This window comes from Pelotomaculum isophthalicicum JI (genome assembly GCF_029478095.1).
GTDB lineage: Bacteria > Bacillota > Desulfotomaculia > Desulfotomaculales > Pelotomaculaceae > Pelotomaculum_D > Pelotomaculum_D isophthalicicum.
Map to the genome: position 1 here is coordinate 16,838 of NZ_JAKOAV010000022.1, position 22,197 is coordinate 39,034.

A 22,197-nucleotide genomic window follows, 5' to 3' on the forward strand; every position below is an offset into this window, starting at 1 on the left:
GCGCAGCCGGGTGAACAACTCCCTTTCGGACCACACGGTCCGGGAGGGAGTCAATAAGGCTTAATTCAAAGCGGCGGCAAAGGATAATTTTTGGGTGATTTTGTCTAAACCAGGCTAATCCCGGGATTAGGCGGGAGCATCCCGGGATCGGGTTGGAAGGCGCTGTTATAACGGTTTAAGTGTAAACACCTCCTAAGCCGTTTAAACCAATCTAAACCTGTCTAAACTTTTTGCCTGAAGGTTTATCAGGTTGAGGGAAAGACCGGCAGGCGCCTTGGCTGATAAAATATAACCCAGCGAAACTGATAATATCCGCTGGTTGAATAAAGGAAGTTTTTAAGGAGTGTGGAGCCGAAGGTGAAGGTATTATTCCTGGTTCTGTCGGTAATTGTCGCGCTCGTGTTCTTGCCCGGCGGTATGGCCCGCTGGGAGCATGACGCGGAGATTACCGGCAAAATCCACACGGGCAACTGGAACAAGCATCATCATTCCGCGCCGGAAAACACCTCCGGCGATTATCCCACGTTGATTGGTGACACCGGCGCGGACGATCGGCCGGAAGTCATACCATGTGACTACGAGCGGGAAGGGCTGGGAAATTTCCAATAGAAATGCGCGACAACGCGGGCGTCTCAAAATACAGCCGGATCATGCTGCCGGCCATGTTATGCGTGATGTACCTGCTCATCAACATGTCGGTCAGCCGGACGGGGGACAGTTTTTTGCTGGCCTACGTGGCGCAGCCGCTGCTCTGGTCAGGGGTGGCTTACTTTGTCTGGCGGCTGCCCCGGCCGGGGATCTCCGGAAAGATGCGCCTGCGCTCCCTGCTGAGCTGGCTGGCGCTGCTCGCCGCCGGTTTCCAGATCATATTTCAACTGGCCGGCGGCATGGTGGAAGGTTTCGGCAAGAGTCCCTCGTCCTTCACGTTTCTGGGGATAGCCAGCAACATCCTCTACGTGGGCGCCTGCCTGGCCGGCACGGAGACGGCCCGGGCCTACCTGATCAACAGCCTGGCCAAGCGGCGCCTCCACCTGAAAATAGGATTACTGACGCTTTTTTTCGCGGCCCTCGGTCTTCCCTTCAGCGCGGTTGGCGGTTTCCGGACCGGCTTCGAGTTCGTCAAGGTTGCCGGAAGCGTGATCCTGCCGGGTCTCACCGAAAACGTTGCGGCCTCCTACCTGGCTTACCTGGGCGGCCCGTTGCCGGCCTTGATTTACCGCGGCGCGCTCCAGTCCTTTATCTGGTTTTGCCCGGTTTTGCCCGACTTGAGCTGGACGACCAAGACCCTGCTGGGCGCCTTTATCCCGGCCTTCAGCCTGTTCATGATCCACCGGATCTACCTGCTGGAGTCCAGGGAACTGAGGAAAAAGAATCATGCCGGGGAAAATCCGGCCGGTTGGATCATCACCTGTGTCGTTTCGGTACTGCTGGTCTGGTTTTGCGTAGGCATATTTCCCGTCTTTCCGTCGGTGGTTTTAAGCGGCAGCATGATGCCCGTGATGTATAAGGGCGACATCGCCCTGGTCAAAAAGATTTCGGGAGACGAGGTCAGGCTGGGTGATGTGATTGATTTTCGCCGGGATAAGATGCTGATTACCCACCGGGTGATTGAAATTAAGGAAAACCATGGCGCCAGGGTTTTCCGGACCAAGGGCGACAACAACAGCGGGCCGGACCCGGACCTGGTCGGCCCGCAGCAGGTGAGGGGCAAAGTGGTTTGTACAATCCCGAAAATCGGTTGGGCCGCTTTATTTGCCAAGACGCTGGCCGGGATGGTCAAACCGGGTGCGAGTCCCCAGGGGATGGAATTTTAACAATGGTTATTAACTTGAAGCCAATTAAAAATATAAATGATCAAGGCTGGAAGCACCGGATGGACAGGAGAGTCAGGCTGGCCTGCCTGGCTATGTGCGCGGCGCTGCTGGCCCTGACATCGTTCCTGTTTTTGAAGTCCCTTTTTTGGCACGGCACGGCGCGGGAGACAGTGCCGCTGGTTTCCTACAACCAGACAGCCCGGGTGGACTACCGGGTCTACTTTATCCCGGGCAACAACCTGTACGCCGAAAATAGCCTCGGGGCGGGCAACGTGTACATGACCAACTTCGTTGATTACATCACTACCTCTTTCAAGTACACCTTCAGCGCCGACCGGGTGTCCGAGGTCAGGGGCGAATACGGAATAGTCGCCCTGGCGGAAGCGCTGGCCGGCAAGGAAAACACAAAAATCTGGCAGCGGGAATTTGTGCTGCTGCCGAAAAAAGCCTTTAGCGGCAATGAACGGACCGTCTCCGTCCAGGAGGAGTTGCCGCTGCGCCTGCCGGAATACAATACCTTCGCCAGTATGGTGATCAAGGATACGGAGCTGATTCCGAACGAGGTCAACCTGACCGTGCGCTGGAACGTGGACGTGGAAGCCGTTACGGACAGCGGGCAAATCAAGGATCAGATAGCCCCGACCCTGGTGGTGCCGCTGGTCCGGAAAGCTTTTGAGATCGGCGGGGAGCCGGTTAAAGAAAAGCCCGGCGCCATCAGCGCGACCAGGTCCGTGCCGGCCCAAACCGACCGGAAAAAGGCCGCCCTGTACGGCGCGGCCGCCGGCCTCAGCGCCGTCATCCTGGCCCTGCTGCTCCGGTTCACCGGCGGAAGCGCGGGGCGGACCGATCCCCTGGAGGCCAGGTTCAGGCGAATTGTTAAAAAATACGGCTACCGCATGGCCGTCATCGAGGGAGAGATCCCTGGCGAACGCGGGAACGCGATCCCGGTCCGGTCCGTGGACGACCTGGCGCTGATTGCCGACGAGCTGAACAAGCCCGTCATGTACCGGCCGCTTTCGGAAACCGATAATATGGCGACGTTTTATGTCTTCGACGAGCCAAAGTTGTTTGTTTATGAATTAAAAAAGGAGGGATAATTAAAATGTTAATAGTCAAAAAAAACTGGTTTTACAAGGTTTGCCTGACCGTCCTGGGCGCGCTGCTGAGTTCAGCCTGACCGCGCCCGCGCCGGCCCTGGCCGCGTCGACCGAGGTACAGATCGACGGAAACGGGGTGACGAATCCCACTACCTTCACCGTGGCCCAACTCCAGGCCTATGTGAACAGAATTGAAGTGCTCACCACCCAACCTAGTCAATGGGATAGCTCCATTCAGGCTAGTCCGGCCAGCGGGCCGCCCCCGGCCAACGGCCAGGTGGCGCTGTCCATACCCGGTACCCCAGACAACGGGCTGGAAGACACGGACAAGATTTACTATACCACTGACGGCAGCACCCCGACCCTGAACAGCCCGATCTATAACTGGATTGGCAGCAGATGGTGGTATGACCACCCAGGTCTGAACACAATCAATCACCCGATCACCGTCAGCACTACCGGTAAAACAGCGATCAAGGCCGTCAGGATCGGACCCCCCGGCCAAAACAACCAAAACGGAAAAACGAACAGCGATGTGCAAACCTTCGTCTACACCAACCGCGCCAAGGGGGATATCGACTACGACGGCTACATCGATGTCACAGACCTGGGGATAATGATCGACATTATCAGTGCCGAGTATACCCCCAATGATTTTGAGATTTACGCCGCTGATCTCGACTCCGACGGCTACGTTGACGTCACGGATTACGGCATGCTTATAGACTTGATCTCGGGCTAGCGGATTTCCGGCTTTCAACGTTACCCGTCCGGTATGCTACCCACCCCCTTCACCCGGGGGTGTTTTTTGTCCAAATACAGCATGGTTTAGTTTGAGTTATCTAATAGATTATTATTGGGTTAATTTATTAGATAAGTATAACCCGAGGGCTAGACAGGAGTAGTTATAAATTAAATGAAAGCGTGGCTTAACCGGAGTTCTACTGTTATCTTCTAAACCGGTCTAAACCTATTTGTAGAAATTTTATCCTTTTGTGGTAATGATGGTTTACGCTATGTTTGTTAAAATATAATATCGTTCTGGACATCCACAGTGTAACATCCTAGTCTGCCCGCCTGTGGCCTCGCGCGGCTATGGCGGCTGACCGGCAGGGCCGGCCCGGAAACAGGCCTGCCTCCCAGTGCGGAAAGGGTTGTTTGCCTGCTGTGCACAACGGCTGGACGCGTTTTCCGCGCCCGGCTGTTTTTGTTTTGTCAATTTCTGGCGATAAGGGGAGTATGATCACGCCGGCAGTTAAAAATATATGGCTCTGTAAGCTCTTTGTGAAATTACTGGTATTGCTGCTGCTCGTAGGCTTATCCAACCTGATGGCGCCCATGGCGGCCCTGGCCGATCAGTCGGACTCGGTGGAGATCACCGGGGACGGAGTGACTGCCCCCGTGACCTTGACCCTGTCCCAGCTCGAGGGCATGAAACAATACGAGCACGTGTACAGTGTGATCAACACCTGGCCTACCAAAAAGTGGTACATAGGGAAAGGTGTCAAGCTGAGGGACCTGCTCGCCCTGGCGGGGATGACAGAAGAGGCCAGGCTGATCAGATTTGTGTCGAACGACGGGTACGAAGTGACGCTTACAGTTAAGGAGTTGTTCAAAGACAAGCGCTATTATTTCTCGCGCTTAATGGACAACCATGCCAGCGACGGGAGCGTTCCAGGCTCTCCGGAGGGCGCGCGGGAGGTGGAGCCGATCCTTGCCCTGATCAGCAGCGAGGGCAGTGACAACCCCGCCGAAATGAACGACCGGGACGCGCTGCTGCTGCTCATCGGGCAGCGGGCGGTTACCGAGCAGAACAATAACTTGTTTTTAAAATATGTGGCTAAAATCGAGGTGCTTACCGACGCCCCACCCAAATGGGACAGCCCGAAGGCGAGCGTGGCCGGCGGAGAGGTGCCCGCGGGGACCAAGATCGAGCTCAGCAATAAGCACAATGACGCGGACAAGGTGTATTACACCACGGACGGCAGCATCCCGACCATTAACAGCCCGATGTACAACAAGAGCGCAAAGCGGTGGTGGCCGCTGCGGCCGGACGATTTGGACAGCGTCAACCGGCCCATCGAGATTAAAAAGGACACGGTGATCAAGGCCGTCACCATCGGTCCCGGCAAAGAGGACAGCGACGTTGTAACCTTTACCTATAAAGCTGATCTCACGGGCAAAGCGGCGGACCCGGCGAAGAGGCCGGCCGGGCCGCCCACCAAGATCACCCTCGACCAGGACACGGCCAGTCTCAAAGTCGGTAACACCATTGAGTTGGTGGCGAGCATAGAACCATACAACACCATGGACCACGACGTGACCTGGAGTTCCAGCGACACCAGGGTGGCCACGGTCGACGGCAACGGCCTGGTGACGGTGGTCGGCCCCGGCACGGCCACCATCACCGCGAGGACTGTGGCCGGGAACCTGTCGGCTTCCTGCGTCGTGCATGGTCAAAGCCTGACTAACGCAGGTTCTCAGCAGAGCGGGTCGCGGGAGATGCCCAAAAAAGCGCCAGTGCCGGAGAGTGGACGGCGTTCCCCGGCGGAAAATGAGATTATCGCCACCAACCGGCAGAGCCCGGCGGAGAAAAAGGCGGCTGCCGGCGATTCGACAACTGCCGATAGGCAGCCGGAGATACCTGCCGAACAGCCGGTGCCGGAAGCCAACCGGCAGTACCTGGCGGAAAAAAAGGAAGTTGCCGCCGCTTCAACTACCGGCGGTGTCACCCCGGAGCAGCCGGATGTACAACCCTGGCGTGTTTTCGAGATGTCGGCCGATGATATACCCTTGAAGTTACAGGAGGAGGCAGATATACAGGACGGTTACGCGGCGGTTGTGTTTCTACTCCTGTTTCTAACCGGCGCGATTAAGAGGTACTTGGAATACGCAAAGGAGGTAGCTAGGTGACAATATCTGTGTTAACCCCGTTGAAAGATACAATGCATGTCATCTCGTCGGCTTTACTAATGCCTACCGTCGCGGTCCTGCTGCTGTTACTGGCCTTTACCGTGATTGAACTGGGCGGCCTGCTTGTGGAAACCCTCATGGAGCGGCGCCGGGCACGGGTAAGGGTGCCGGAGTTGGTTGACGCCTTTCAGGGGAAAGAAGCCGTTCAGATCATGGACGAGATCGAAAATAGCCGGTTGTTCCGGCGCCAGAAAGCGGCTCTGGGCGAGTTGATCAAGCACCGCCATTTGCCCGCCACCTCCCTGCAGGCCCTGGCCCGCCGGCTGCTTGCCGGCGAGGAACTGCATTACGCCGGGATCACCAACAGGACCGACCTGGTGGCCCGCCTGGGGCCCATGTTCGGGTTGATGGCCACTCTGATTCCACTGGGGCCGGGCATGATCGCCCTGGGCCAGGGCGACACCAGGACCCTGGCCGACTCCCTGCTCACCGCCTTTGACGCCACGGTGACCGGCCTGGCCGCCGCCGGCATCGCCTTTGCCATCTCCCGGCTGCGCAAAAGGTGGTATGAGGATTACTTGAGTTCACTTGAGGCCTTGCTGGAAAGCTTACTGGAGGTGTTCGCCCGTGGACGGGGGACTGAGAAGCAGGAGACGCGGAACGCCTGAGGAGGTCAATCCCATGGATGGCGCCATCAACATTGTGGACGCCATGCTGGTGTTTGCCTGCGGGCTGATGCTCTCCCTGGTCATGCACTGGAATGTCGACCTGGGCCGAATAGGTGAGCGCGTCAACCTGGAGCGCGGCCGCGAGGTTTTGCAAGATCCGGAAATACGGGACGATCTGATCGAAACCGAAGAGGGCCGGGGCAGGCTTTATGAAAAGATGGGCACGGTTTACAAAGACCCTGCCACGGGGCAGTTGTTCATGTTAACCAACCAGTAGAACAAGTGAAAGGGGTATCTGCTCAATGCAAATTGTTAAACAGAAATGGTTTCGCGGGCTTATGGCGACTATTCTGGGAGCGCTGCTGCTGGCCGGCGCGTTAAGCCTGGTGGCGCCGCCGGCGGCCCTGGCCGATCCCTCGACCTCGGTCGAAATCACGGGAGACGGGGTAAAGACTCCGGTGACGCTGACCCTGGCCCAACTCCAGGCCATGGAGCAATACCAGCATGTGTACAGTTGCATCAACACCTGGCCCACCAAGAAATGGTACGTGGGCAAGGGAGTTAAGTTACGGGACTTGCTGGCCAAGGCGGGGATGCTTGAGACGGCCAAGTTAATTAAGTTCACTGCTAAGGACGGCTACACGGTGACGCTGACGGTGCAGGAATTATTAAAAGACAAGCGTTATTACTTCCCGCGTTTCAAGACCGGCGGCGACGGTGACGGGAATACGCCCGGCGACCCGTCGGGCGCGGAAGAGGTGGAGCCCATCCTCGGTCTAGTGAGCGTCGAGGGCAGCAATAACCCCAAGTATATGAACGACATGAATGCTTTGCTGCTGATGATCGGACAGCGGGCGGTCACCGAGCAGACCGGTAATTTGTTTGTTAAATACATAAGTAAAATTGAGGTACTCACCACCGAGCCGGAAAAATGGGACGCTCCGCAGGCGAATCCGGGCGGCGGCGTGGTGCCTGAGGGGACCATGGTGGCGCTGAGCAACGCCCACAATGACGATGACAAGATTTACTACACGACGGACGGCAGCACCCCGGACTTGAACAGTCCGATGTACAACTGGATTGCCAAGCGGTGGTGGTCGGCACGGGCGGATGTTCTGGGCACGATCAACCACCCGGTCGGGCCAATCAATAAAAACACGACGATTAAGGCTGTGACAATAGGCCCCGGCAAGCTGAACAGCGACGTGGTCACCTTCTCCTACCAGATTGCCGGAACAGAGAGCGCTTCCGCAACCACGGCGGGCACAGCCGGCCTGGAGAATCAAAGGAAAGATGAAACACCGGGCAGTCCGCCGGTAAAAGTGATCAAGCTCACCATCGGACAAACGGGAGCCAGTGTTGGCGGTAGCCCCTTCACCCTGGACGCGGTGCCTTACGTCAATACCAAGGTCGAACGCACCCTGGTGCCGGTGCGGTTTGTCAGCGAGGCCCTGGGCGCCGGAGTGAAATGGAATGCTGAGACTGGGCAGGTAACCATCACCGGTGCAGGGAAAGAGATTGTCCTGACCCCGGGCTCCACCAGCGTGCTTGTAAACGGACAGACGGCGGCCATCGACTGCGTCCCCGAAACCATACCGCCCGGGCGCACCTTCGTTCCCCTCCGGTTTGTCAGCGAGAACCTGGGGGCGAAAGTGGACTACAATGCTGAAACCGGGGAGATCACGATTACTAAATAACAGGAGTCAGGAGTCGGGAGTCAGTAGTCAGTAGTCAGTAGTCAGAATGGGAGAGGGTAACTAATCAGTCAACCAGGCTGAGGCATGGCGTTATCGTTAGCGAACGAGCGCCGCTAGTTCGGTCCGAAGCGAGCCGTGGTACTGTCGACACGGAATTAATTGGGGACATTCCTTCCCTGATTTTCAAAACAACTTTCGTTTTTATTTTAACCAAGCAAGGTGTGTCCCCTTTCCTCTGAGTAAGCGGTGATAACGCCATGCCTTAATACCGGTTTCACTGAATATATACGAGCAGTGACAGTCATTGATCAAACAGGAAGTGTAAGTTCAATGAAAGGGAACACTTTTTTCCACAAGAAATATTGTCTCTTCTGGATTGTGATCATATTCTGCATCATCTTTGCCTCCGGGTGTAAGGGCGGGGGAGTTGCCCAAAAGGATCAGAGCGGCCCCGCCGGGGAGCAGGCGGTTGTCTTCAGCGGCAACGGCATGGTTAAGGAAACCCGGATGACCATGAAAGAGATGCTGGAAGTGCCTGAGGCCCGGTATGAGCACGTGTATTCCGCCATCAACAACTGGCCCACCAAAAAGAAGTATGCGGCGCGGGGAGTGAAATTGGCCGCGCTGCTGGAGGCCGCCGGCCTCAAGGACGAGGCCAGATGCCTTACGGTTAAAGGTAAGGACGGGTTTGAATGGTCGTTTACACGAGAGCAGTTGCTAGGTACCAAAAGATATTATTTCCCTGGCGTGCTGGCTGGCGATCCGGCAGGGGCCGAACCGGTGGAGCCGATTATCGCTTACGAGTACCTGGAAAACAGCGACAATCTAAGCGAGGCCAGAGCGGACGATTTATGCCTGATCGTGCCGCAGGCCAATGTCAATGAACAGACCAATTACGCCTTTGTCAAGGGGGTCGGCGAGATCGTCGCGGCTGTGGAAGACCCGGGCCGTTGGCCGGTGGCCGCCGTTTTCCCCCCGGAAGGGAAGATTGCCGGGGGCGACACGGTAAAACTGCAGCATAAGGATCTGGGCCTGGTAAAAATGTATTACACCCTGGACGGCTCCACGCCGACAGAAAACAGCACGCTATATAATCCCAGCACCTATCAGCCGGAGTTGAACAAACCGATCAGGATTGATCAAGATACTACCATCAAGGTTCTGGTCAAGGGTTTCGGCAAACATGACAGCGATATCGCCGAGTTTCACTATCAGGTCAGGCAAGGAGGTTGATTGATGTGGTTTTAAAAAAAGGCGTATGTCTTTATGTGGTTTTACTTCTGGTATGCTGCGTCCTGGCCGGCTGTTCCCTGCAGAAGGCCGCCGCTGTCAATCCGGAGTATGAAGGTCAGAAGATCGTTATTGAAGGCGATATGGACGCGCCCAAAGAGATCACCGTGGTAGAAATGCGGGCGCTGACCCAGAAAAAACTGGATGCCAACTTCAACCGGACCACGGGCCTTCTGGAAGAATTTAAAGCGGCCGGCCCCACCGTTCAGGATGTACTGGCTCACGCGGGTATTAAATTTGAGGATTACAAGGGCGTCGGCTTTGTGGGTAAGGACGGTTACTACTGTCTGGTGACGCCGGAAATCATGAGCAGCCGGGAGATGATTCTGGCAATAAACATCGACGGGCGGAGCGAACTGCCGGATGAACTGAGTCCCGCGCGGCTGTGCGTGCAGGGGGAGTTCGGACCTTACTGGGTGAAAATGGTCGACAAGATTGTTTTATACAAGGAGATCCCGGAAAAAAGCATTTCTTCCGTCTGGGTCTTTAAAAACCTCACGCAAGGGATTGAACCTTACCAGTATGAGTATTACGGCAGTAAAGACGACGCCATCGAGCTGGCGCAAGTCTTTTCCCGCTTTGACAACGTGAACAACAAGGCCTTCTTTACCATGAAATCATCGGACGGTTTCAAGAAAAATGAAGCGTTGAACATGGTCAGCAAGCGCTATTACATCAAAATTGAGGGTGAAGGCGCTCCCATGAACATGTCGCCCAACATCAAACTGGGTATGAACGTGCAGCGTATCGCCTGGTTTTCCACAAACGCGGACGCGGCGGTATTCCCTGAAGAATTGATCAAATTGACCGGAGAGAAGGAGGTTGGCGGGCAAAAGGGCATCCCCTTGCAGGCCATGCTGGAAGAAGTGCAGGTCAAGGGCATCGAGGGAAAACAGTTTGAGGTCACCGGCACGGACGGCGGGAGCGTCAATGTCAGCGGCCGGGACCTGGCCGAGGGAATTCTGATCATTAAAGGTGACGGCACTTACCCGGTGGTCTGGACCGAAGGAAAAGGGCTGAGTCCCATCGGCAACTTGATGCGCATCCGTTCAATGGATTAGGGATGATGACTATGTTTTTGGTGAGCAGAATGTTTAAAAAGATAGGGTTGATCACGTTCTTGCTGGTCATTGGGCTGAGCCTTTTGACAGGATGTCAAGGCCAAAAACGGGAGGTAAACCCGGCTTCAGCCGGCAGGGCGCCGGAAAGTCAAGTCAATCAAGCCGCCGGGAAAGCCGGCAGTGGAGAGGTCGTCCTGACCGTCAAGGGATCCGGGGTGGAGCATGAAACGAAGTATAACCTCGACGAATTGAAAAGCATGACGGATGCCCTGGCCGGTGAGTGTTACTCGACCGTTAACAACTGGCCTGCGAAAAAATTTTTTGTGGGTAAAGGCGTCCTGGTTTCCCAGTTGTTGCGCAAGGCCGGGATCAAGGATGAGGCCCGGACGATCACCGTCACGGCCGCGGACGGTTATAACGCCACTTTGACCAGAGAACAATTGGATGAAAAACGGTATTGTTTCCCGAACTTGCAGAAGGGAAGCGCGGAGGGGGCGCGTGAGGTTCCGGCGATCCTGGCCTGGGAGCATCAGGAAGGCGCCAGCGACTTGAGCAAGGCGGTCGGCGGTAACCTGCGCCTGCTTTTCGGCCAGAAAGGAATGAACGACGTGGTCACTGCCGCCTATGTCAAAGATGTGGCTACCATCGAAGTGTCGACCGCGCCGCCCGGCCGGTGGGACGTGGTTGGAGCAGAGCCCGCGCCCGGCAAGGTCAAGCGGGGGACCGGCGTCGTTTTGAGCCATCCCGGCCTGGACCGGGTCAAGATCTATTACACCTTGGACGGGAGCACTCCGGATATTAAAAGCCTGGTGTACAACCCCAGCGCGACGTACTTCCAACCGGACCTGATCAAGCCGATCCCGGTGGACAAACCGGTTACCATCAAAGCTATTGTGATTGGCTACGGGAAACACGACAGCCAGGTGGCAACGTTTAAGTACGACGTGGAGTAGTTTTCGGTTTCGGATGGGAGTTGGGATAGTGTGCGAAAATACATAATTGTAATGCTTGCCGCGGCGGTTATGGCATTGATCATAACAGGGTGTTCGGATTCAAAGAAGATGACCGACCGTCAGAAGGAGGCATTTCAGGAATTACTCGGCAGTGACCAAAGTATTGCTGGTGCAAATGTTAAAGCCATTGAACTGCCGGAGGAAGCGGCGAAAAAGTTTCCGGCTGTGAAAAAAGTGTTTGAGATAACCGCCGGATCACGGAAATATTACGCCTTTGCCGCAAGCCCGCGGGGATACCGGAGCACTATTGATCTTTTCATCTTAATAGACGGAGCCCAAAAAGAGGTGACGGGGATCAAAGTATTGCGGCATGACGAAACACCCGAATACGCGGGAAGCCTGACCAGGGAATGGTTTTTAAACAGATTCAGGAACAAGAGCGCCGGCGCCTATCTAAATCGAGTGGTTTTGGAGGCGTCCCAGCCTAACGACGTGATTCAGATCACCTGTGCCACGGTCAGTTCACAGGCGGTCATTAACGGGGTCAATGCCGCCATGGGAACCTACCGCGAGGTGATCCTGGGCGAGGAAGCACCGCCGGTGCCTCTTGCAGTGGAGGAATTTGTCACGGAAATCAGGTAGAGTGAAGTGCCATGCCGGTAATTAAACGGTAGAGTGTCACTTGTTCAAAAGCGCGGAGGCCATATGGATGACTGAAACAGGTAAGGAATTAAACCCAAAAAAGCTTCTCGGCCTGGGAATTCTGCTGCTGGCATTTATTATAGCTGTTTTCGCGTTCTTGAACCGCGACAGGGAAGGACTGCGGGAAGGTCAATTATTGATTAAAGCGGAAGGTGTCAGGCTAGGCGTCCTGACGGTGGATGACCTTCGCAAATTACCGGAGGTGCGAAAAAGAATGGTCATAAATTCCACCAGCGGACTGACGAGACACGAATTTACCGGTACTCCGCTGGCGGCCGTGCTGGACAGCGTAGATCATGGTCTGACACAAAAGTACGCCAGGATTGTCACGAGGGGCATCGACAACTACACCTCGGGAGTAAGCATGTCCGAAATCTTGCGGCCGGATAATGTATATGTTGTTTATTCTGATTACGGAAAACCGTTAAAAACGAAGACAGGCGGGGAGGGAACCATACAAATCGTTGTTTGCGATGATGAGTTCGGACAGCGCTTTACCAATTATCTGGTGAGCCTGGAATTGCAGTAAACGAAAGGAGGTTACGTTGGCGCGCCAATCCTTTACTCTATTATAAATCCACTAAAAGGAGGGAGATATTCTTGTTTGGCAGGAAAAGTAAAACACTCCGCATCCTGCTTTCAGTATTTTTCATAATAAGTATGCTGTTGAGCTATGGCCCGGCGGCGAATGCCATTGAAAGCACGGTAGTGACTGTCGGTACCGTCACCGGTGAGCCTGGAACAGAGCTCCAAGTTCCGGTTTACTTAACCAGTACGGGTAATGTGGCTGTGGGTCAGTTTGACATGTATTATGACTCCGCCCTGCTAACCTACACGGGTTACGACAGGGGGGATCTGGTGGTTTCCACCAGCCATACTTTCATAGTAACCAACCCGGGAACCGGTCCCAAGAGAACGAGAGTAATTATTTCGAGCAATCCCAAAGTGGGGATCCCGGCCGGTACCGGCACCCTGATCATCCTGAAGTATCAGGTTGCGGCAGGCGCGCAGCCGGGCCAAAGTTGCGCCCTGCAACTAATCAACAATCCGCCCACATCCACCTTGAAACTAAATGACGTCAGTAACGCGGTAATTTCCGCCACCTGGCAGGACGGCCAATTTAGCGTGCCCGCTCTGCCTGATATTACTATAAGCGGTGTTCCGGCCAGCGTTAACCTGGCTAAAAATGACACTCAAACCCTGAGCGTCACCACTGACCCGGCCGATGCCACCGTAACCTACGCTTCCAATAACGAAGCCGTGGCCACTGTAAGCGCCGGCGGCGAAATCAGCGCAGTAGGAGGGGGCAACACCACCATCACCGTCACCGCCAACAGGTCCGGGTATAACACGGCCACAGCCACTTGTAATGTGACCGTACAAGTGCCGGTCAGTGGGGTCACCCTCAATAAGAATAGCACCACTATTACCGTGGACGGTTCCGAACAGTTGACGGCGACTGTAACTCCGGGCGACGCCACCGACAAGAGTGTTACGTGGAGTTCCGACACTCCTGGAGTAGCCACGGTCAGCAATGGCCAGGTGACTGGAGTCGCCCCGGGCGCTGCCACTATCACCGTGACTACAGTTGACGGCGGCTACACCACCACCTGCGATGTGACTGTCAACCCGGGCACCATAACCATCAGCGGTGTACCGGCTAACGCCACCCTGACTGTGGGCGGTACCACCCAGACAATTAACGCCACAACAACTCCTAATAATGCCAGCCTGAGCTACGCCTCCAGCAACGAAGCCGTGGCCACTGTCAGTGCCGGCGGTCTGATCACCGCCGTGGCTCCGGGCGATGCCAACGTCACCGTCACCGCCAGCAAGGCCGGCTACAACCAGGCCACATCGACCATTGCGGTACATGTCAACCCGGGCACCATCACCCTTAGTGTGAACCAGACCAACGTCACCCTGACCACTGACAGCACCCATACCATAGTACCCACGGTAAACCCGGCCGATGCCGGCGTGACCTACTCATCCAGTGACACGAACGTGGCCACTGTCGGTGGCGGCGGCGTGATTACCGCTATGGCTCCTGGTGATGCAAACATCACCGTCACCGCCAGCAAGAATGGCTATAACGATGCTACAAAGACCGTTGCGGTACATGTCAACCTGGGCACCATTACCATTAGCGGTGTTCCGGCCGACGTCACCCTGAATAAAAATAGCACTCAAACCTTGAGCGCCATCACTAATCCCGCTGGTGCCAGCCTGAGCTTCGCTTCCAGCAACACTTCCGCTGCCACTGTAAGCGCCGGCGGCGAAATCAGCGCAGTAGGAGGGGGCAGCGCCACCATTACCGTCACCGCAGCCAAGGCCGGGTATAACACTGCCACAGCCACTTGTAATGTAACCGTGCAAGTGCCGATCAGCGGGGTCACCCTCGATAAGACCAGCACCACTATAACTGTAGACGGTAACGACCAGCTGACGGCGACCGTAGCACCGAACGATGCCACCGACAAGAGGGTAACGTGGAGTTCCGACACACCCGGAGTAGCTACGGTCAGCAACGGCCAGGTGACTGGCATCGCCCCGGGCACTGCCATTATCAACGCTACTACAGTTGACGGCGGCTACACCGCCGCCTGCAATGTGACCGTCAACCCGGGCAACATTACCATCAGTGGTGTTCCGGCTAACGCCACCCTGACCGTGGGCGGCACCACCCAGACAATTAACGCCACAACAACTCCAAATGATGCCACCGTAACCTACGCTTCCAGCAACGAAGCCGTGGCCACCGTCAATGCCGGCGGCTTAATCACCGCCGTAGCTCCTGGCGACGCCAACGTCACCGTCACTGCCAGCAAAGCTGGTTATAATAATGCGACAACAACCGTTGCGGTACATGTCAACCCGGGCACAATCACCCTGAGCGTGGACCATGCCAACATCACCCTGACCACTGACGGCACCCATACCATAGTACCCACGGTAAGCCCGGTCAATGCCGGTGTGAGCTATTCATCCAATGACACGAACGTGGCCACCGTCAATGGCGACGGGGTGATCACCGCCGTGGCTCCGGGCAGCGCCAATATCACCGTCACCGCCGTCAAGGCCGGGTATAACGATGCCACAGCCACCGTAGCGGTAACGGTAAACCTGGGCGCAATAATGGTGAGCGATATACCGGCCAACTACAGTTTGAATGCCGGTGGCACCCAGGCCATTAGCGCTACTGTAAGCCCGGCCGGTGCCAGCCTCAGTTATACGTCCAGCGATCCGAATGTGGCTACCGTAAGTAACAACGGAATCATTACCGCCATAGCCCCGGGCAGCGCCACCATCACCGTTGCCGCCTCTAAAAGCGGCTATACCACGGGCACAGCTACCGTACTGGTTACCGTGGCAGATACAACAGCGCCAACCTGGCCTGCCGGCTGCGGTCTGACCGCTACTGTCGCCGCTAATAAAGTCACCCTCGAATGGTTACCGGCCAGCGACAACTTAGGTGTCACCGGTTACCAGATTTATCAGGATAACAATCTGCTGACCACAGTTACAGGGACTGTCTACTGTACTGTGACTGTGAATACCACGGGCAGCCACAGTTTCAGCGTCATAGCGGTGGATGCCGGCCAAAATGCCAGCGGGGCTTTAACTGTAAGTGTCATTATAGCAGACATCGAACCTCCAATATGGGGAAAAAACAGCGCCTTGACCGCTACGGTCAGCGCACCTGGCAACGTGAACTTAAGCTGGCCAGCGGCAACCGACAGTGCCGGAGTAACCGGATATAGGGTATATCAGGATGAAAACTTGCTGACTACTCCACCAATAACCAATACAAGTTATACCGTCACCGGCGCGACCTACGGCACCTATACCTTCACGGTCCAGGCAGGCGATGCGTCCGGAAACTGGAGCACTGCCGGCTTGAGCACTTCAATTTTCATTGCCCAAATAAATAACACGGTTTCGGGTGATGTATATTCCTATACCGGGCAACCAATCAGTCTGCCGGCGATTGCGCCCCTGAATAATGGTAATGTGCAGTTATGTACTGATATTCCGGCGGGAACTACCATAACCGGACCTGCGATGTGGAATGGTGAAATCCAGGCTCCGACCGTCATGCAAGCGGAAACTATCAACAGCTCATTGGTGACGCCTGATGCCGGGAAGGTCGCATCGGTCAACACGGTCATAGAAGTCGGCTTGAACAACGGCACTTTGGAATTTGACAAGGCTGTAAGGCTCCTCATTCCCGGTCAGGGCAACCTGGACGTTGGCTATATTGACGGAAGCGGCGCGTTTCATAAGATTAATACCGTGGTGGAAGCGACTTATGCAGACGCGGTCACAGCGGAATTGGCTGCCAAATCAGTCCGGGAAGGAAAACAGGTCGTTGGCGGCAATGATCTGGCGGTATGGACCATGCATTTCACCAAGTTCGTCACTTATGAACAGACTAATCGCCATAGTTCCAGTAGTGACGGCGGCGGCAGCGCGACACCCCAGGCAGTTACCTCCACAACCGGAACGGCATTAGTGTCGCCCGGCGTGGGTGGCGTCATCAGCCTGGGCAATGAGGCCACCGTTGAGATACCGGCTGACGCGTTGACCGGAACCAGCGCGGTGGAAGTGAAAGTACAGAAATTGACCACTCCACCAACTGTTCCCACTGGTTTCCGGATGGCCGGCAGCGCTTACGAGTTAAGCGTGGGGGGCAAGAGCAGCTACAATTTTGCCAAAAACGTAACGATCAAACTTAGCTTCAATTCCAGCGCCCTCAGCGCGGACGAGACCCCGGCCATCTATTATTACGACGATGTCAAAGACCAGTGGGTAAACCTCGGCGGCACCGTTTCCGGCAATACCGTTACCGTGCAGGTGGTCCACTTCACAAAATTTGCCGTGCTGGCCGTTAAGAAAGAAGAACAAAAGGTAGAGGCATTAAATGACATCGCCGGTCACTGGGCTGAAGCCAGTATTAAAAAGCTGGTGGCGTTGGGCTGCATTAGCGGTTATCCCGACGGCAGCTTCAAGCCTGACAACAATATCACCAGGGCTGAATTTGCCACCATATTGGTAAAGGCGTTCAAGCTTGATAACAAGGGCGGCAAAATTTTTGCCGACACGGCAGCGCACTGGGCTAAAGACTACATTGCCGCGGCAGCGGCCAACGGGGTGGTCAACGGCTATGACGCCGGCGCCTTTGGCCCGGACGACCTGATCACCCGTGAACAGATGGCCGTGATGGTTGTCAAGGCAGCTAAACTCGCCACGGAATCTTCTCAGGGGACATCCTTTAAGGATAGTTCTGCCATTTCTCCCTGGGCTGCCGGAGCAGTGGCCGTCGCAGCGCGCAATGGTGTTATTAAAGGCTATCCCGACGACATATTCCTGCCGCAAGGCCGGGCCACCAGGGCTGAAGCCGTGACGGTTATTGTAAATGTGTTGAAATAGCATTTATGGCCGGCAATTGCCGGCCATTTTTACATAGAATAATTTTGAAGCATTGGGGTCTAACTACATGTTTTAACGGGGGTGCATGGCAGAATTGCAGTGTTGGCGCAAGATGCTCGATAAATTCTCTATATTTGATTTAATCGTAATTGCTATGATTTCCGCCCTGGGCATCGCCAGCAAACCCCTGATTGTGCCCCTGAGCCATATTATTACCGGGCCGTTATTGATACCAGGCGGGGTTGTGGCCGGTGGTTTTTACATGCTGTGGATTGTGCTCGGGGCGGGAATAGTAGGCAAACCAGGAACGGCCACTTTGCTCGGGATTGTTCAGGCGCTGATGGTTTTCGGATCGGGAATATTCGGATCACACGGAGCCATGACTTTGCTCAGTTACACTTTGCCTGGTGTTGCTGTTGACCTGATTCTTTATTTAATCAAGCATAAGGTATGCTGTCCGGCTTGCGCCTTCCTTGCCGGTTTGACAGCCAACGTCACAGGTTCGGTGCTGGTGAATATTATTTATTTCCGGCTGCCCTTTGTGCCTTTAATGCTTGCTTTGTCTGTGGCGGCTTTATCAGGTGGACTTGGTGGCATAATTGCCTTTAGAGCATCTCAGTTAGTCAACAAAATTTTGCCCTGGGGGAAAGGTTTCAAAGGGAGTTAGAAAGATGTCTTCATTTTTTGGAGGTCAACTGACGTGGACGCAATTGTGGTTGATAATCTGACTTATAAGTATCCGGCAGGAAGGGAAATTTTGAAAAATCTAGACTTCAGGGTCAGACCGGGGGAGATAGTGGCGGTTATAGGTCTCAGCGGGTGTGGCAAAAGCACCTTGTGCTTATGTCTCGGCGGTATTATCCCTCACTATCTGGGGGGGGAGCTGACCGGGCAGGTATGGGTGAATGGAAAGAACACCAGAGAGTATAAGGTTGCTCAACTGGCGCTGGAGGTAGGTCTGGTTTTCCAAGACCCCGATACGCAGCTTTTTTCAGCGACGGTGGAAGATGAAATAGCTTTTGCCCCGGAGAATCTTTGCCTGCCTGTAGAAGTAGTAAGAGAGCGTGTCAATAGTGTGTTGGAGATGTTGGGAATTAGCGACTTGAGACAAAATAGCCCAAGCAACTTATCCGGAGGGCAAAAACATTTAGTTGCCATGGGAGCGGTTTTAGCTCTTGATCCCGCCATCCTGGTGCTTGATGAAGTGATGGCCCAGCAGGACTCACTGGGAAAAAAAACGATCAAGGACATCCTGGTTGATTTGCGTCGGCAAGGTAAAACTATCTTAATTGTTGAGCATGACCTGGAGAGCGTCTCTATCGCGGATCGTGTTTTGGTGCTTGAAGGCGGGTTTCTGATTAGGGACGGACAAGCGGCAAATATACTGGAGGAGCGGGAATTCCTGATCCGGCAAAAATTAGCGTATGAGGTTTAATCGCGAATGGGGTTTATAGATCTATATAATGTTTCTTACAGCTATCCCGGTCAAAGCAGGTCAATTTTGAACGACATAAATTTAAGCATCTTGAAAGAGGGAATTACCGCTGTTACGGGCTCAAACGGCAGTGGTAAGACAACTTTTTCCAAACTACTTACAGGAATATTAACACCAACAAAAGGGTGCGTCAAATTAAACGGACAATTATTGACCTCCCTGTCTCTGGCGCAAATTGGGCGTCAAGTCGGATATGTTTTTCAGAACCCGGAAAAGCAGCTGTTTTGTGAGACAGTGGAGGAAGAGATCAGTTTTGGCATGCATAATCTTGGATTTCCCTTAGACCAGGTGGCGTTAAAAACCAGGGATATTATGGAGTATTTTGAGTTGACCCGGTACTCTCAATCCTTTCCCCATAATCTGAGCGCGGGAGAAAAAAGACGCCTGGCTATAGCAGCGGTTATTGCGCTGGAACCTGATTTGCTGATTCTTGATGAACCGACAACGGGTTTGGATCCTTACCGCAAAAAATTGTTGGGTGATTATATGGAAAGAATTATAGCTTCAAATAGAGGTGTGGTTATAATCAGTCACGATCATAAATTCATTGACAGGTACGCAACCCGGTTAATCAGGCTCAGAGAGGGACAGTTCACAGAAGGCTAGGGAAGAAAATATGATCAACCTTGACCCAAGGACTAAAATAGTGGTTATATTATGTCTTTCAACGCTGGCTATTTTTTTAAATTCACCCCGGTTGTTACTGCTGTTGTTTGTCTTCACATTGGTTATTTTATTATTATTCCACATTAATTTTTTCGGTATTATATTTAGATTTAATAAGCTAATGCCCATATTACTGGTGATGCTCATAATGCAAAGTGTTTTTACCTCGGGCGGACAAGTTCTGGTTTCTCTTCATGGTGTTAATATCCTTACGTCGCACGGTGTTAGTTCCGCCCTTTGTATTTTATTTAGAATGCTTATTTTTTTTGGCTCGGCGATGATTATTATGACAAGCAGTCCCAAAGATTATATTTTGGCCCTGGTGCAGTTTAAGATTCCTTACGAAATCGCTTTCATGGTCATGGTGGCGTTTCGTTTTTTGCCTGTTCTTAAGGAGGAGCTCAACGATACCCTCGTAGCGATGCAACTCCGGGGAGTTGAGTTGAAGAGAATAGCATGGAGGAAAAAGATTAAATTCTATACGCATTTTTTAACCCCCTTGCTTTCCAGTGTGATGATCAAAGCCTATCAACTGTCCATCACAATGGAGTCCAGGGCGTTTAGAGTATACCGGCGGCGAACTTACTTGCGACTTTTAAAATATAGTGTTTCAGATTATCTTGTTACAGTGTTCTTATTAACAGTGACGATAGTGGTTCTCTTACAAGATTTAATCAATCAATGGATAAAGTGTTAATTAAAATTAAAGGTTTTATTATTTTACTTCCGAGGAGTGGATTGATTGAAAGTATTTTCAGTATTTGGTTATTCCAAGTCCGGAAAGACGACAACTATTGAACAAATTATCCCGGAACTAAAAAAAAGGGGTTACAGGGTCGGCTCGGTAAAGAATATTCACAATGAAGGTTTTTTTCTGGATGTGGTGGGAAGCAACACCTGGAGGCATAGACAAGCCGGTTCGGAGATGGTTGTGGCCAGGGGACTAAAGGAGACTGACATTCTCTTGCCGCGGCAGTTGGATATGGAAACGATATTGGGCTATTTTAATCATGATTATGTTATCGTCGAAGGTGTATCCGATACTATTCTGCCTAAAATACTCTGCGCCTATGAGCATGAGGAAATTGAAGGCCGATTGAATGATTTTATTTTCGTGATTTCCGGCCGTATTTCCAACCATTTATCAGAATATAACGGTATTCCGGTAATCAATCCGCTATCAGATGTTAAAAAATTAGTCGATCTGATTGAGAATAAAGTTGCGGATAAAATGCCTTTTGTAAATGGCTTGGAGCATTGCGGAGCCTGTGGCTGCAATTGCCGTGACTTTGCTTTAAGAGTTCTTAATGGCGAGTCAATACAGAAAGAGTGTGTTTTTATAAAGAACAGGGTGTCCGTTACTATCGGTCAAAGAGAAATACTGGTTGATTCCTTGTTTGAGTCTCAGTTAAATAGCAGTATTGTTGGACTTTTAGCTCAGTTGGATAATTTTAATCCTGATGATGAAATAAAAATATCAATAGGGAAGTAATGTCATGGATAGTATCAATAAGCTGGAACTAGCCCTGGGTGTTAAGGTTTCATATACTGAAAAGAAACATAGCTTACGTAACAATGTTTTTTTCGTTAAAACAATAGCCGGGGGAAATTTGAAGCAATGTTATGTCATCAAGGAATATGCTAATTCATCAGCGGGGAATGAGGTTTTTATTATTGATGCCTTGCATAAACAGGGAATAAACGTGCCGGAAGTAATATGGTATGATGACAAATGTATTATAATGCAATATATTCCCGGTGTTTTATTGACGGATTTACTAATAGACCACAAATTAGAGCAAGAGATATGGATAAATGCGCTTGCCACATGGTTGCGTAAGTTGCATGGGTTTATGAATATATCTAACCAAGTTTGTTTATGCATGTCTGATTTAAACTTGCGCAATTTTATTTTCAATGGCCGGGAGTTCTACGGTATAGATTTCGAAAGCGTATGCTTTTATCCTCCGGAGAGAGATCTTGGCGGGATATGCGCATTTATATTAAATAACGATCCAATGTTTGAATATTGGAAATATGGCATTTGCAATTCCCTGATTAAGGCTTATGAGACAGTGCCCGGTATCAAATCCTTTGACAGGCTTGATCACGAGGCTATACGGTGCTATTTAATTGAAGAGCTAAAGGCGGCTGCTGAGAGGCGAGAAAGTCAACGCCATTACTTAAATGAAAAAATAAAAGAATTTAGTTGCACACCATTGATGGGATCAATCCTTTAAATTGAAGCTGCCAGTGGGGGTTACCAAATCAAACTGAAATAGGACACGCCTTTTAGGTAGTGTCTTTTTTTTATTTCGTAGAGAATTTGTATGCGGCAATTTTGAGGCATAATACACAAATACCATTCTTTTACATATTATGAAATATGGATAAAGTATAGATTTTGT

Annotated in this window: 22 protein-coding genes and 1 riboswitch; of the genes, 20 read left to right on the top strand and 2 right to left on the bottom strand. The window is 52.8% G+C overall.

From position 1 onward, the window contains the following. The first annotated feature begins 357 nt into the window (after positions 1-357). The 7 genes from L7E55_RS11680 to L7E55_RS11710 all read left to right on the top strand — a co-directional run bounded on the left by L7E55_RS11680 (position 358) and on the right by L7E55_RS11710 (position 6,769). Positions 358-609 carry a hypothetical protein gene (locus L7E55_RS11680; RefSeq protein WP_277444422.1) on the top strand — a complete coding sequence of 84 codons (252 nt, stop codon included), beginning with the start codon at positions 358-360 and terminating at the stop codon, positions 607-609. A gap of 152 nt (positions 610-761) precedes the next feature. Beyond that, positions 762-1,814: a signal peptidase I gene (locus tag L7E55_RS11685; RefSeq protein ID WP_277444423.1), complete on the top strand. Its 1,053-nt coding sequence runs from the start codon at positions 762-764 to the stop codon at positions 1,812-1,814. Between the two features lie 2 nt (positions 1,815-1,816). After that, complete coding sequence (locus tag L7E55_RS11690; protein ID WP_277444424.1) at positions 1,817-2,911, top strand: DUF5305 family protein; 1,095 nt, start codon at positions 1,817-1,819, stop codon at positions 2,909-2,911. A gap of 136 nt (positions 2,912-3,047) precedes the next feature. Beyond that, positions 3,048-3,653 (top strand): chitobiase/beta-hexosaminidase C-terminal domain-containing protein, encoded by a 606-nt coding sequence (locus L7E55_RS11695; protein ID WP_277444425.1) that lies wholly within the window; start codon positions 3,048-3,050, stop codon positions 3,651-3,653. Positions 3,654-3,960: 307 nt separating this feature from the next. Next, positions 3,961-4,083: riboswitch (molybdenum cofactor riboswitch) on the top strand. Further along, entirely contained in the window at positions 4,079-5,824 is a 1,746-nt protein-coding gene (locus L7E55_RS11700) for an FN3 associated domain-containing protein (RefSeq protein WP_277444426.1), read from the top strand. It overlaps the preceding riboswitch by 5 nt. After that, entirely contained in the window at positions 5,821-6,492 is a 672-nt protein-coding gene (locus tag L7E55_RS11705; protein WP_277444427.1) for a MotA/TolQ/ExbB proton channel family protein, read from the top strand. The genes L7E55_RS11700 and L7E55_RS11705 overlap by 4 nt, the downstream gene beginning before the upstream one ends. Beyond that, complete coding sequence (locus L7E55_RS11710; RefSeq protein WP_277444428.1) at positions 6,452-6,769, top strand: DUF2149 domain-containing protein; 318 nt, start codon at positions 6,452-6,454, stop codon at positions 6,767-6,769. Before L7E55_RS11705 ends, L7E55_RS11710 begins: the two co-directional genes overlap by 41 nt. Here L7E55_RS11710 and L7E55_RS11715 read toward each other — a convergent pair. After that, entirely contained in the window at positions 6,755-7,012 is a 258-nt protein-coding gene (locus L7E55_RS11715) for a hypothetical protein (RefSeq protein WP_277444474.1), read from the bottom strand. The two genes, L7E55_RS11710 and L7E55_RS11715, sit on opposite strands and share 15 nt — an antisense overlap. Between L7E55_RS11715 and L7E55_RS11720 the strand changes: the two genes are divergently transcribed. Next, positions 6,951-8,189: a stalk domain-containing protein gene (locus L7E55_RS11720; RefSeq protein WP_277444471.1), complete on the top strand. Its 1,239-nt coding sequence runs from the start codon at positions 6,951-6,953 to the stop codon at positions 8,187-8,189. The genes L7E55_RS11715 and L7E55_RS11720 overlap by 62 nt on opposite strands. A 64-nt stretch (positions 8,190-8,253) precedes the next feature. Here the strand turns inward: L7E55_RS11720 and L7E55_RS11725 are convergent, their stop codons facing one another. Then, entirely contained in the window at positions 8,254-8,403 is a 150-nt protein-coding gene (locus L7E55_RS11725) for a hypothetical protein (RefSeq protein WP_277444430.1), read from the bottom strand. 116 nt (positions 8,404-8,519) lie between these two features. Between L7E55_RS11725 and L7E55_RS11730 the strand changes: the two genes are divergently transcribed. The 12 genes from L7E55_RS11730 to L7E55_RS11785 all read left to right on the top strand — a co-directional run bounded on the left by L7E55_RS11730 (position 8,520) and on the right by L7E55_RS11785 (position 22,029). Next, positions 8,520-9,422, top strand: a complete 903-nt coding sequence (locus tag L7E55_RS11730; RefSeq protein ID WP_277444431.1) for a chitobiase/beta-hexosaminidase C-terminal domain-containing protein — start codon at positions 8,520-8,522, stop codon at positions 9,420-9,422. A 5-nt stretch (positions 9,423-9,427) separates the two neighbouring features. After that, positions 9,428-10,540, top strand: a complete 1,113-nt coding sequence (locus L7E55_RS11735) for a molybdopterin-dependent oxidoreductase (protein WP_277444432.1) — start codon at positions 9,428-9,430, stop codon at positions 10,538-10,540. 29 nt (positions 10,541-10,569) lie between these two features. Continuing rightward, complete coding sequence (locus L7E55_RS11740) at positions 10,570-11,493, top strand: FN3 associated domain-containing protein (RefSeq protein WP_277444433.1); 924 nt, start codon at positions 10,570-10,572, stop codon at positions 11,491-11,493. A 30-nt stretch (positions 11,494-11,523) separates the two neighbouring features. Next, entirely contained in the window at positions 11,524-12,135 is a 612-nt protein-coding gene (locus L7E55_RS11745) for an FMN-binding protein (protein WP_277444434.1), read from the top strand. A gap of 67 nt (positions 12,136-12,202) precedes the next feature. Beyond that, positions 12,203-12,724, top strand: coding sequence for a molybdopterin-dependent oxidoreductase (locus tag L7E55_RS11750; protein ID WP_277444435.1), 522 nt, complete (start codon positions 12,203-12,205; stop codon positions 12,722-12,724). Positions 12,725-12,795: 71 nt separating this feature from the next. Then, positions 12,796-17,628, top strand: coding sequence for an Ig-like domain-containing protein (locus L7E55_RS11755; protein ID WP_277444436.1), 4,833 nt, complete (start codon positions 12,796-12,798; stop codon positions 17,626-17,628). An 85-nt stretch (positions 17,629-17,713) separates the two neighbouring features. Next, a complete protein-coding gene (locus tag L7E55_RS11760) occupies positions 17,714-18,295 on the top strand; it encodes an ECF transporter S component (protein ID WP_277444437.1) in 582 nt (193 codons plus the stop codon). 33 nt (positions 18,296-18,328) lie between these two features. Next, positions 18,329-19,063, top strand: a complete 735-nt coding sequence (locus L7E55_RS11765; protein ID WP_277444438.1) for an energy-coupling factor ABC transporter ATP-binding protein — start codon at positions 18,329-18,331, stop codon at positions 19,061-19,063. A gap of 66 nt (positions 19,064-19,129) precedes the next feature. After that, positions 19,130-19,729: an energy-coupling factor ABC transporter ATP-binding protein gene (locus L7E55_RS11770; RefSeq protein WP_277444439.1), complete on the top strand. Its 600-nt coding sequence runs from the start codon at positions 19,130-19,132 to the stop codon at positions 19,727-19,729. Positions 19,730-19,739: 10 nt separating this feature from the next. After that, positions 19,740-20,486, top strand: a complete 747-nt coding sequence (locus L7E55_RS11775; RefSeq protein ID WP_277444440.1) for an energy-coupling factor transporter transmembrane component T family protein — start codon at positions 19,740-19,742, stop codon at positions 20,484-20,486. 45 nt (positions 20,487-20,531) lie between these two features. Beyond that, positions 20,532-21,281, top strand: coding sequence for a molybdopterin-guanine dinucleotide biosynthesis protein B (gene mobB / locus L7E55_RS11780; protein WP_277444441.1), 750 nt, complete (start codon positions 20,532-20,534; stop codon positions 21,279-21,281). Between the two features lie 4 nt (positions 21,282-21,285). After that, positions 21,286-22,029, top strand: a complete 744-nt coding sequence (locus L7E55_RS11785) for an RIO1 family regulatory kinase/ATPase domain-containing protein (protein WP_277444442.1) — start codon at positions 21,286-21,288, stop codon at positions 22,027-22,029. Positions 22,030-22,197 lie beyond the last annotated feature (168 nt).

Bases quoted from the DNA above. Each gene is read 5' to 3' on its own strand.
- L7E55_RS11750 (WP_277444435.1), top strand. From the start codon at position 12,203: ATGACTGAAACAGGTAAGGAATTAAACCCAAAAAAGCTTCTCGGCCTG.
- L7E55_RS11760 (WP_277444437.1), top strand. From the start codon at position 17,714: ATGGCAGAATTGCAGTGTTGGCGCAAGATGCTCGATAAATTCTCTATA.
- L7E55_RS11740 (WP_277444433.1), top strand. From the start codon at position 10,570: ATGTTTAAAAAGATAGGGTTGATCACGTTCTTGCTGGTCATTGGGCTG.
- L7E55_RS11775 (WP_277444440.1), top strand. From the start codon at position 19,740: ATGATCAACCTTGACCCAAGGACTAAAATAGTGGTTATATTATGTCTT.
- L7E55_RS11730 (WP_277444431.1), top strand. From the start codon at position 8,520: ATGAAAGGGAACACTTTTTTCCACAAGAAATATTGTCTCTTCTGGATT.
- L7E55_RS11785 (WP_277444442.1), top strand. From the start codon at position 21,286: ATGGATAGTATCAATAAGCTGGAACTAGCCCTGGGTGTTAAGGTTTCA.
- L7E55_RS11715 (WP_277444474.1), bottom strand. From the start codon at position 7,012: ATGCAACTGTACACATGCTGGTATTGCTCCATGGCCTGGAGTTGGGCC.
- L7E55_RS11690 (WP_277444424.1), top strand. From the start codon at position 1,817: ATGGTTATTAACTTGAAGCCAATTAAAAATATAAATGATCAAGGCTGG.